Consider the following 10,805-nt stretch of genomic DNA (forward strand, 5'->3'; position numbering starts at 1 on the left):
TGTCATGCAATGCAGAAAATTTCAACATGGCGTCAGTTTGCTGGAGGTGATGATTGCTATGTTGGTACTGGGTATTGGCTTGTTGGGCGTAGCGGCTTTACAGGCCAGTTCAGTCCGGAACACGCAAAATTCGTATGAGCGCACCATAGCGATCGTGATGGTCGACTCGGTTATTGAAAGTATTCGCGCGAATCCAAATGCGGCGGCTGGTGCCTATGCCATGAGTGATTGCACACCGGCAGGTGGCGGTTTAATTGGTGAACAACTGACCCACTGGGTGACCCGGCTGCAGCAGGAACTTGGTGATTCCGTGAAGTGCTCTATTGTGTTTAATAATGATCGTTATGTGGTGGAAGTTAACTGGAAAGATGAGCGTCAGTCTGAAATGACAGAAACCTTGATCCGAACGGCGGTGGTGCTATGAAAAAAGTGAGCTCATTGAATGCTGTAAAAAGCCAGCGTGGCCTGACTTTGGTTGAGCTGATGATTGCCATGGTATTGGGGCTGATTTTGGTCGGTGGCGTCACAGGCGTATTTCTTACCGCCCAGCAGACCTATCGCGTCAATGATAGTCTGAACCGGATGCAGGATGGTTTTCGTGTTGGTTTTCAGTTACTCACCAGAGATTTGCGAAATGCTGGTAGTTCCGGTTGTACCAACAATGGTCGGGTCGTCAATGTGTTGGCTGGCAACATCTGGTGGGCCGACTGGGCCAACAGTAATTTTATTGCATACGACGGAGGCTCTGTTCATCCCGGTATTCCTTTTGGTGCCGCAACTGGCCAGCGAGTAGAAGGAACTTCAGCGATTCAAATGATGTATTCGCTAAGTGATGGCAATGAAGAAATAAATATTGACCATCAGCCAAATGGTGCAAGCTTTCGGGTAAGATCAGGCTCAGGGATACGAGAGAATGACATTATCATGGTATGTGACCAGACCCAGTCAACCATTTTCCAAGTCACCAACCTCAACAGTAATCCCGGACATGACAATGTCATTCACAATACGGGTGCTTCAGTACCGGGAAACTGCACGATTAGGCTTGGCTTTCCTGGGCCAACAGATTTAACGAGCTGCGGGGGGGCTACCCAAGGCACGCTTTACAAGTTTTCCGCCAATGCAACCTTATCACGTTTTGAAAGCGTTACCTGGTTTGTTGGTAACAATGGTAGGTCAGAAACCGGGGGCCGCTCTTTGTATCGCAGCTGGGTTGAACGTGGCGCTTTGATCACTGAAGAAGTGATTGAAGGCGTTCAAGATTTACAGTTTGAGTTCCTGTTGTTAGGTTCCGCAAACTTTATCGACACTGGTACTGTTCCTGCCAACCGATGGCTGGATGTGGTATCAACCCGGGTACATTTGACGGTAGAAGCACCACATCAGAACCCCCAGGGAGGGGAACGTTTGAGTCGTACGTTAGTGCATGAAGTTGCTTTGAGGAACCCGGTATTATGAACAGCAAATACATCAAATCACAGCAAGGTATGGCGCTGATTGTCAGCTTGTTGTTGTTGCTGGCGATTACCATCATTGTGTTGGCTGCGAGCCGTGGCACCGGCCAGCAGGAGCGTATGAGCGCCAATTTGTACGATAGAGAGCTTGCCTTCCAGGCAACTGAAAGTGCAATCCGGATAGCCGAGCAGTGGCTGATGAATAATCCCAACCATGATGATTTTACCGGGGTGCAGGGCCGTTATCCACAACCAGACCCAAATGACCCGCCCCGTTGGCGTGATCCTGCTACGCTTTGGCAAGCGGCGGATCTCGCTTTAGGAGGCCTGCAGCAGGATGCCGAATTTATTATTGAAGATATGGGGCGTTGGCCAGATCCGCCAGATTGTGCCCGTGGCTCTACCATTCCACCCGGCTGCTTATCACAAACGTACCGCATCACAGCCCGCAGTGCCGGAGCTGATCGCGCTGGTATTATGTTGCAAGTATTGTTTCGTCGCTAACGAACACAGGAGCTAGAAATGGCCATGTTAAAATCCAGTCAGTTGTACTGCCTTATTGCAAGCCTTGGATTAGGGCTATCGGTTGCTGAAGCTTCAGTAGCGATTTCCAATATGCCGTTACAAACAGGGAGCGCGGTAGAACCAAACATCTTGTTTATCATTGATGACTCAGGCTCCATGATGTGGGAGACCATGCCAGATCAGTTGACGACCCACTTCGGCACAGATCTGAATAATCGCTATGCAATGTGGATGTTTCCCCGTGTAGCCGGGCTGTTTGGTTCCGGGGATTACAACAACACCCGGGTGGTGCGCTTTACCGGAAATACAGCGGCGCACTTTCGCTCGCCGCACAACAACACCATGTATTACAACCCAGCCTTTACTTATCAGCCCTGGTCAAATTCAGATGGCACTTTGATGGCAAACTCCACAGCCTCTGCAGCCCCCAACCATCCTCTGGGGGGCTTTGGCACCCGAAACTTGACCGCAAACAACACTCAGTCTGCAAATTGGATCAATGAAAATGGGACTCACACCAATCAAAGCCAGACTTTTTTTCCTGCGGTCTATTACCACTACAATGGCAGTGGTAATTTATGGCTGGAGAGCAGTTATGAGCGGGTTGAAATTCGTCCCGCGAATGCTCCTTTTTCCGGCCATGGCCGTGAGGTAGTGCATGCCGATGGTACCCGTAATCGCACCGATTGTGCCGTTGCCAATGCTTGTACCTATGAAGAAGAAATTCAGAACTTTGCCAACTGGTATACCTACCATCGAAACCGCTTGTTTGCCTCACGAGGTGGTATAGGCCGGGCTTTTGCAGCTCAGGGAGAGAATTTGCGTGTTGGTTATGGGACTATCAATAAAGGCAGTTCAACCATCGATGGAGTAGCCACCCGTACAGTGGTTCGGGGCGTAAGGCGCTTTGCCGGCGCGGATAGAGATGCGTTTTTTCATGAGCTGTACACTCGTCCCGTTCCAGCACAGGGCACTCCACTTCGTTTAGCGTTGGATGGAGCTGGTCAGTATTTTTCCAGAACCGATAGTCGTGGCCCATGGGGGTTAAATCCGGGTTTTGGTACTGAACCAACCATAGAACATCTCACCTGCCGGCAAAGCTTCAGTATATTAATGTCGGATGGGTATTGGAATGGAGCAACACCCTCTAATATCGGCAATCAGGATAATACTGATGGCCCTATCCACAGCCGCCCTGATGGTACTACTTATCAGTACAAAGCGGGGGCACCTTTTAGTGACGGTTTTTCTAATACGCTGGCAGATGTTGCTATGAAGTACTGGAAAAATGATTTACGTCCAGATTTAGATAACCGGGTACCTACCCCGAACGATACGATTAATCCTGCATTTTGGCAGCACATGGTGACCTACACGGTAGGTCTTGGTGTGCAGGGTGATATCGACCCCAAAACAGCCTTCGATGCTATCGCAACCGGTACCAGCGTTATTTGGCCCAATCCTGCAGCAGATGGTGCCTTAAATGCAAAGATTGATGATATGCTCCATGCCGCTGTGAACAGCCGGGGAGGTTTTTTCAGTGCCAACGATCCAGAGACTTTTGCCCGTGAGTTGACACGTACCTTGAATAATATTGTTGACCGGGTAGGCTCCGCCTCGAATTTAGCTGGTACCACTACCTCACTGGAAACCGATCAAATGGTGTTTCAGGGCCGGTTTCGCTCTGGTGATTGGTCTGGTGACTTATGGGGTTTTGATGCCGATGATATCGGCTCAGAGCCTAAATGGAAGGTTTCAGAGCCATTAAATAGCAGGAACTGGACGGGCCGTAATATTCAATTTTTCGATGCTGGTAGTCAAAAGCTTTTCAATTGGGGTAATTTGAACCCAACCCAGAGAGGATGGTTGCAATCTGAAGCTTTGGTGAACTTTATTCGCGGCGATCGCTCGAAAGAAGCCCGTGAAAATGATGCCAACTATCAATTCCGTAATCGCAGCTCCATTTTAGGTGATATTGCTCATTCCTCGCCCGTCTATGTTGCAGAGCCAGAGAATCGGTTTTACGATCGTTTCCAATGGGATGAACTCAACTCCTACCGGAACTTTATCCGGGATAAAAAGGATCGTCATCCTGTGGTCTTTGTTGGCTCAAATAGCGGTATGTTGCACGCATTCTCAGCCATAAATGGTGAGGAATTGTTTGCTTATATTCCTTCACAACTGCTGCCAAAACTTGCTGCGCTGGCAGATCCTGAGTATCTGCATGAATACTATGTCGATGGAAATGCCAGTGTGACGGACGTATTTATTGGTGGTGAGTGGCGCTCAGTCTTGGTAGGCAGTCTGGGCCGTGGTGGTAATATGCTGTTTGCATTGGATGTCACGAACCCGGCAGATCCTCAGGTCATGTGGGAGTTTTCAGATGCGCGCTTAGGGACTATGGTGGGTAAGCCAGTTGTTGGGCGTCTAAATGATGGCAATTGGGCTGTTATTACAGGTAATGGCTACAACAGCAACAATCATAAGGCTGGTTTATTCTTAATCAATATCCAGAATGGCTCCTTAATCAAGTACATTGATACCGGGGTTGGCCAGAATAGTTTGGATAGCAGCGGCCGCACTTTATCCAATGGTCTCAGTCAAGTGGAAACCTGGGATGACGATAACGATGGCAACGTCAATTATGTGTTTGCCGGCGATTATCAGGGCAATGTTTGGAAGTTTGATTTGAGTCACAGCAATGAAGGGCAATGGCGTTCTTATTACCGTCAGGGCAGTACACCACTGCCACTTTTTACTGCGGAGAACGATGAAGGGATGCGGCAAAACATCTTAGGTGGTGTTTCTGTTGCCGCCGATCCTGATACCGGCAAGCGGTGGGTCTTTTTTGGCACCGGAAGTTATTTAAGCAATGATGACCCTGCCAGTACCGATGTGCAAAGCTGGTATGGCTTGATTGATGATGGCCGTATTACCAGCCGGGCTCAGCTAACGGAGCGCAAAATCACCGAGCAAAGCCTTGCCAGTGGCCGTCAGGTGCGGGCTATCGAGTCCGGTGATACCGTCACCAATAAAGGGTGGTACATTGATTTAATGGTCAATGGCCAAAAAGAAGGCGAACGTATAGTGAATCAGCCACGTATCATTGGCCGGGCTTTGGTGGTGAACTCCATTATCCCTGATACCGATATTTGTAACCCGGGTGGCTCTGGTTTTGTGATGGCGATTGACCCATTCAAAGGTGGACGGCTGGCACGTAACTTCTTTGATGTGAATCAGGATGGCAGTGTGGATGATGGCGATATGATGAGTGGTGATGTGCCAGTCAGTGGTGTTGGTTTTAGTAGTATGCCGGGTGAGCCATTGTTTATGGGAGATGAAATGGTGGTCGGTTTAACCGATACCAGTATTGAGTCTATGTTGACCAGCTCAGGTGTGCGAAGAGGCCGGGTATCCTGGCGGGAGATGACAAATTGAATAGTTGTATTGTGAAGCGGCAGCGGGGCATTACCCTGGTAGAGCTGATGATTGCAGTCGCCATTATAGGCATCCTGGGTGCCATTGCGTACCCGGCATACCAGACGCATATTGAGCGCTCGAATCGGACGGCAGCCTCAGGCTGCCTGTATGAGCTATCTCATTTTTTAGAACGGCACTATACCACCAACATGACCTATGCCGGTGCTGTTTTGCCGAATGCTCAATGTCAAACGGATACTGCGGCGCGATACACTTATACCTTAACAGAGCTTGCCGCACGAACCTATCGTTTGTCCGCCATCCCACAGGGACCGCAGTCAAGTGATAACTGTGGTACCTTGACATTGAACCAGGCGGGTCAACGTGGTGCTGCCGGAGGGACAGATCCAGCGGTAGTACAGCAATGTTGGTAAAAAAATAACCTAAATATATTGATCTTTTGATTTTATGTTGTAATTTTATAGTTAATGTTGATTAACTATTGAGCATAAGGATATGCGATTACAACAAGGGATCAGTTTACTCGAGGTATTGCTGGCTGTTTTATTGCTGAAAGTTTCTGTATTAGGAGCTTTAGCCGGCCAGCTACACGCCCGCCAAATGGTCGTTGAGGCGACACAACGTACCCAGGCAGCTGCGATGGCTGCTGACTGGCTCAACCGGATGCAGGCTTCCGGTCATAGTTTCAGCCAGATTGCACCTTCCCCTGAATGCAATGCCAGTACCCCTTGCCCTCCGGAGTCTTTAGCCAGTTGGCTGCATCAGCAGTGGCAGCAACAGTGGTGGCATGGTTCAGCTGCCTTGGCTCAAGGCGGTTATTGCAGTCAACAGTTGGATGCAACTACAGAGTTTGTGGTGTACTGGTATGGCCGGCAGTTGCTGGGACAAACCAGCAATGACACTGCTTGTGGCTCAGTGAGTGGTGCCATGTCACTTCGATTGCAGGGCGCTTTATGAGAGCCGTAGTTCAGCGACAATATGGTTTAAGCCTGGTAGAGTTGATGATCGCAGCAACGCTGGCCTTAAGCTTACTGGCGGTGCTGTTAACCACCACCAGTAAGCAAGCACAAATGAGCCGGGAAACCATGCAACTGGCGATGTTGCAGCAACAAGGGCAGATCCTGCTGAATTTACTGCAAACGGAGTTGCAGCATCTGGGTTTTTGGGCTGGCTTTAGTTTGGATCAGATGCGCCAGCTGCAAGCTCCGTCGGAACCTGTGATTGGGGATTGTCTGAAATTACCGCTTGATAGCGGTAGTTTTCCTGCTCCATCTAAATTGTTGATCCCTCTTTATGCTGAACTTGGCTCCGGTCAGAGCATGAGTTGTCTTGGGCAAGCGGCGGAACATTCTTCCATCCTTCAGTTCAAGCGCTTGCTGGCACAGCCGCTGGAGCATGCTGAGTTGAAACCAAACCGTTACTATCTGCAAGTTGAGGCTGGGAGTCTCCGACTGGTGGATAGTGATACAGCCAGTAGCTCTGGACCTGCCGAGTTTTGGCCTTATCTCCATCAACTATTTTATGTGCAGTGGCAACAAGGCATCCCGGTGCTGATGCGAAAACGTTTAATCCGAAATCAGGCGGGGAGCCCGAGGATCCATACAGACTCGGTGATGGATGGTGTGGAAATGCTCTATTTTGAATTCGGTATCGACAGTACGCTCGATGGCCGGGCCAATTACTTTCTACCCTTGCAGCAGATGCAGCCTGAGCACTGGTATCAGCAAAGCAGCCGGATTGTTGCAGTGAGTTACTATGTGCTACTTCGATCGCTGGACCTTGATCGCCACTACCTGAACGACCAATGGTATCCGATGGGGCAGTCCGGATTCCAGGCTCCCGGGGACAATTATCGCCGGCTGCCATTGCAGGGTACTCAGTACTTTCATAATACGGCTTTGCAAAATCACGGAGGATGAAACATGCAATCAGAGCGGGGGTTTGCCCTGATCACCACACTCTTATTGGCAACTGTGATGCTGATGTTGGTATTGGCGTTGCTGCAAAGCAGTATGCTCAGCATGCGTATCGCAGACTCAGGCCAGCAATCTTTGCAGCTACGACAAGAAGCCTGGCGGATGCATCTGCAACAACCGCTCAGCGCAGGGACAGCTCTGTCCGAGGTTCGTTGCCCTGACCAGTATGCCGCCTGGCATGCTGATAGCCTTTATTGCCAACGCTATTTACTGCTCAGCACTCCCGAGCAGGGGCTCTGGCACAGCAGCCAGGTGGGCAGTATCCAGCTTCAGCTGAACCTAACAGTGCAGGATGTAAACGATGATTAACCTACTGCCGTTACTCTTTGTATTGGTGAGCAGTCCGGTGCCATTGAGTTGTTTTGAACAACAGCCAGAATTCACTGATTTTGAAGTCACCAGCCAGGGCGTTATTTACCGCAATGCTTACCATGGTGCGCCACTGTCCGAGCCAAAGATGGTAGCCGACCTCAGTGCCTCGGGGTGGCTGTTTAGCACACAACACCGAGTGGTCGGCAGTTACTTACCGCAAACTGCACTGGTTGGACAGCAGCGTTTTGAACAGTTGTTGTTGCTTGCTTTTCATCCGGGCTTGCAGTCTGAACAACTGGTTGTGGTTCGGGTGTTTCCGCAGCAGTCTGAAAGCTGGCAATTTGATCAGCTGCTGCCTCATCTGGATGATGCGGTGATGGCTGCAGGGGATACTGTCGTTGCTGCCTTGTGGCAGCAGCAACAACAAGCCGCCGGTTGGTGGCGGCCTATCCCGGGCAAAGCGACACAGTTGCCCACCTTGTATGCCGGGATCTTGTATCTACCGGTTGCTCAGGTGGTTGATGGGGACTGCCCGCTTTACCCACTGGATGTAAGTGTCCATATTATTCATATGCATTCAGGCCACACCGTCTCACCACCAGAAACGGTGCAGCTGTCTGAACCAGGCCCGCTGCAATGGCAACTGAAAGTGGAGGGGGACTACCTCGGCCTTTGGTTGCAGCATAAAGACGACAACTGGTTGCTGCAACCTCAGTTGCTGCAAATTTTACCGGATTGCCTGCAATGTAGCAGTGTCATTGAGCACAGCAGCTGGCCGAAAATGCTGCCTGTGGCACACTTCTGGCTGGAAGAAGGAGCCTACTGATGACCCAAGGTGTCGCGAAGGCCAATGGCATCACCTTGATAGAGCTTTGTTTGGTGGTGGTTATTATGGCGATAGTAGCAACCATTGCTTATCCATCCTACCTGCAGTTTGTGCTTAAAAGCCATCGGGTAGAAGCCACCGAGGCACTATTAGCACTGGCTGCGAAGCAAGAGTTGTACTTTAGCGAGTTTCGTCGTTATAGCGACTCCCTTACAGAGCTGGGAACCAGTGAGCCGCTCACTCTGTCTGGTCGTTATCAACTGAGTGTGCAGTTGTTTGACGATGGCATGAGCTTTGTATTGCGGGCCCAGGCAGTGGGCGTACAAAGCCAGGATACAGACTGTGCCGCTTTTAGTGTCAACCAGCTGGGACAACGGAATAGTGCAGTCCCCTATGCTGAAAGCTGTTGGCGCTGATGAAGTAACAGCTATTTAGTCAGGGCAGGGGAAGGAGTGATGTTGCAGGCGGCTACGGCCTGCCTGATTGAGTGTCAGGGTGTAGTGCCAGTTCATGCCTTGTTCCGGGCAATAACGAAAACTACCATTCTCAAGTGGCCCCAGGCTACCATCCCGGCGAAAACTTAATTGCTGTCGGTGATAACTGAGTTGATGTGTAGGATGAACTGCAGGGAGTTCCCGTACCGGCTTCCATTCATTGAATTGCCATTGACTGATTTGTAACGGGTGCACGGACCAATTTTCGCTGCAGTCACTTCCGGTCAAAGGACAAATCCGGACACTGGTTGCCTGGCCACTGGCCAAAGCTCTGGCATAGGCCAGCTGCTGGCTCAATTGTTTCATATAGGCTTCGGCACGTTGTTTGCTGATAAAATTATGCCAGGAAGGTATTCCAACGGTACTGAAAATGATGATGATCAGCAGTGCCACCATCATTTCGATTAACGTCCAGCCGTTGCGTTTCATGCCGTTATCATAAAATCCCCCATAATGGTGAAATTATGATCTGCCGAGTTTAAATTGTCAATTTTATGTTTATATAAAATCTAAATTATGATTCATCATAAATGGTGGGAATGGGCCGCCGTTTATGCTGGGTACTCCGATAGATGTGAACCAGTCGTTGTTGTACCTGAGAAGAAACGGGCTTCCCTTCGAGAAAATCATCAATATCATCGTAGCTCAGGCCAAGTGCCACCTCATCAGCTTTTTGTGGCTGCAAGCATTCCAAATCAGCAGTTGGCACTTTTTGCACCAGCTGGGCAGGGGCTCCTAGCCAAGCTGCCAGGGCACGAACCTGACGTTTACTAAGGCCAAACAAGGGAGCTAAGTCGCAGGCACCATCGCCCCATTTGGTGTAAAAGCCGGTAATATTTTCGGCTGAGTGGTCGGTTCCGAGCACCAAGCCACCCAATAAACCGGCCAGATGGTATTGGATCACCATGCGGGTGCGGGCTTTAACATTGCCTTTGCTAAAATCAACCCGGTGTTGGTCGCTCACTGCAATGCCCATAGCAGCCATCGCGCTGGAGGTTGCCTGATGGATGGCATCGGCGCCGGGCTGCACATTGATGCTGAGCGCCTTGCTTGGCTTGATAAAATCAATCGCCAGTTGTGCTTCAGACTCATCAGCTTGTGTAGCGTAAGGCAATCGTACAGCGATAAATTGATACTTGTCAGAGCCTGCTGCATTTAACTCATCAACAGCCAACTGGGCCAGCCTGCCACAGGTGGTGGAGTCGACACCACCACTTATGCCCAGTACCAGATTACTCAGGCCTGCTTGTTGCAACTGGCGTTTAATAAAATCGACCCTGCGGCGCACCTCTGCAGCCGGATCGATGGAAGCTTGTACCTGCATTTCAGCAATAATTTGTTCTGGTGTCATCCTGGTTTCCTGCTTAGAGGCTTATACCCAATCGCTTTCAGATAATGCTATCATAGAGTTAGTCTGGGTTCAGGTGGTTATGTGCATGAAAAAAATTGAAGCGATTATCAAACCTTTTAAACTGGATGATGTGCGTGAGGCATTAGCCGAAATTAATATCACCGGTATGACGGTTACTGAAGTCAAAGGCTTTGGCCGGCAAAAAGGCCATACCGAGCTTTATCGTGGCGCCGAGTACATGGTGGACTTTCTGCCAAAAGTGAAACTGGAAATTGTGGTAACAGACGATCAGGTCGAGCGCTGCATTGATGCAATCACTAAAACAGCGCATACCGGCCGGATTGGCGATGGTAAGATCTTCGTGCTGGATGTCGGGCGGGTTATCCGGATCCGGACCGGCGAGGAAGATGAAGAAGCCATTTAAGG

Annotated in this window: 13 protein-coding genes; 11 read left to right on the plus strand and 2 right to left on the minus strand. The window is 50.0% G+C overall.

Going from position 1 to position 10,805, the window contains the following annotated elements:
- Positions 1–4: 4 nt before the first annotated feature.
- The 10 genes from pilV to QWY20_RS14255 all read left to right on the plus strand — a co-directional run bounded on the left by pilV (position 5) and on the right by QWY20_RS14255 (position 8,950).
- On the plus strand, positions 5–424 hold the full coding sequence (gene pilV, locus QWY20_RS14210; protein WP_330129668.1) for a type IV pilus modification protein PilV: 420 nt from the start codon (positions 5–7) through the stop codon (positions 422–424).
- Positions 421–1,458, plus strand: coding sequence for a prepilin-type N-terminal cleavage/methylation domain-containing protein (locus tag QWY20_RS14215; protein WP_330129669.1), 1,038 nt, complete (start codon positions 421–423; stop codon positions 1,456–1,458). Before pilV ends, QWY20_RS14215 begins: the two co-directional genes overlap by 4 nt.
- Positions 1,455–1,958 (plus strand): pilus assembly PilX family protein, encoded by a 504-nt coding sequence (locus tag QWY20_RS14220; protein WP_330129670.1) that lies wholly within the window; start codon positions 1,455–1,457, stop codon positions 1,956–1,958. The genes QWY20_RS14215 and QWY20_RS14220 overlap by 4 nt, the downstream gene beginning before the upstream one ends.
- Before the next feature lie 18 nt (positions 1,959–1,976).
- A complete protein-coding gene (locus QWY20_RS14225; RefSeq protein ID WP_330129671.1) occupies positions 1,977–5,417 on the plus strand; it encodes a pilus assembly protein in 3,441 nt (1,146 codons plus the stop codon).
- The gene (locus tag QWY20_RS14230; RefSeq protein ID WP_330129672.1) at positions 5,414–5,833 is read left to right on the plus strand and encodes a type IV pilin protein; all 420 of its coding nucleotides are present in this window, start codon (positions 5,414–5,416) and stop codon (positions 5,831–5,833) included. Before QWY20_RS14225 ends, QWY20_RS14230 begins: the two co-directional genes overlap by 4 nt.
- An 82-nt stretch (positions 5,834–5,915) precedes the next feature.
- Positions 5,916–6,377 (plus strand): hypothetical protein, encoded by a 462-nt coding sequence (locus QWY20_RS14235; RefSeq protein ID WP_330129673.1) that lies wholly within the window; start codon positions 5,916–5,918, stop codon positions 6,375–6,377.
- On the plus strand, positions 6,374–7,339 hold the full coding sequence (locus QWY20_RS14240; protein ID WP_330129674.1) for a PilW family protein: 966 nt from the start codon (positions 6,374–6,376) through the stop codon (positions 7,337–7,339). The genes QWY20_RS14235 and QWY20_RS14240 overlap by 4 nt, the downstream gene beginning before the upstream one ends.
- Before the next feature lie 3 nt (positions 7,340–7,342).
- Positions 7,343–7,705, plus strand: coding sequence for a PilX N-terminal domain-containing pilus assembly protein (locus tag QWY20_RS14245; RefSeq protein WP_330129675.1), 363 nt, complete (start codon positions 7,343–7,345; stop codon positions 7,703–7,705).
- Positions 7,698–8,534: a hypothetical protein gene (locus QWY20_RS14250; protein WP_330129676.1), complete on the plus strand. Its 837-nt coding sequence runs from the start codon at positions 7,698–7,700 to the stop codon at positions 8,532–8,534. The genes QWY20_RS14245 and QWY20_RS14250 overlap by 8 nt, the downstream gene beginning before the upstream one ends.
- Positions 8,534–8,950: a type IV pilin protein gene (locus QWY20_RS14255; protein WP_330129677.1), complete on the plus strand. Its 417-nt coding sequence runs from the start codon at positions 8,534–8,536 to the stop codon at positions 8,948–8,950. Before QWY20_RS14250 ends, QWY20_RS14255 begins: the two co-directional genes overlap by 1 nt.
- Positions 8,951–8,965: 15 nt before the next feature.
- Here the strand turns inward: QWY20_RS14255 and QWY20_RS14260 are convergent, their stop codons facing one another.
- A complete protein-coding gene (locus QWY20_RS14260; RefSeq protein ID WP_330129678.1) occupies positions 8,966–9,457 on the minus strand; it encodes a GspH/FimT family pseudopilin in 492 nt (163 codons plus the stop codon).
- 85 nt (positions 9,458–9,542) lie between these two features.
- On the minus strand, positions 9,543–10,379 hold the full coding sequence (nadE, locus tag QWY20_RS14265) for an ammonia-dependent NAD(+) synthetase (protein WP_330129679.1): 837 nt from the start codon (positions 10,377–10,379) through the stop codon (positions 9,543–9,545).
- A gap of 85 nt (positions 10,380–10,464) precedes the next feature.
- Between nadE and glnB the strand changes: the two genes are divergently transcribed.
- A complete protein-coding gene (gene glnB, locus QWY20_RS14270; protein WP_330129680.1) occupies positions 10,465–10,803 on the plus strand; it encodes a nitrogen regulatory protein P-II in 339 nt (112 codons plus the stop codon).
- The last annotated feature ends 2 nt before the right edge of the window (positions 10,804–10,805 follow it).

Source organism: Alkalimonas cellulosilytica (assembly GCF_036325985.1).
Classification (GTDB): domain Bacteria; phylum Pseudomonadota; class Gammaproteobacteria; order Enterobacterales; family Alteromonadaceae; genus Alkalimonas; species Alkalimonas cellulosilytica.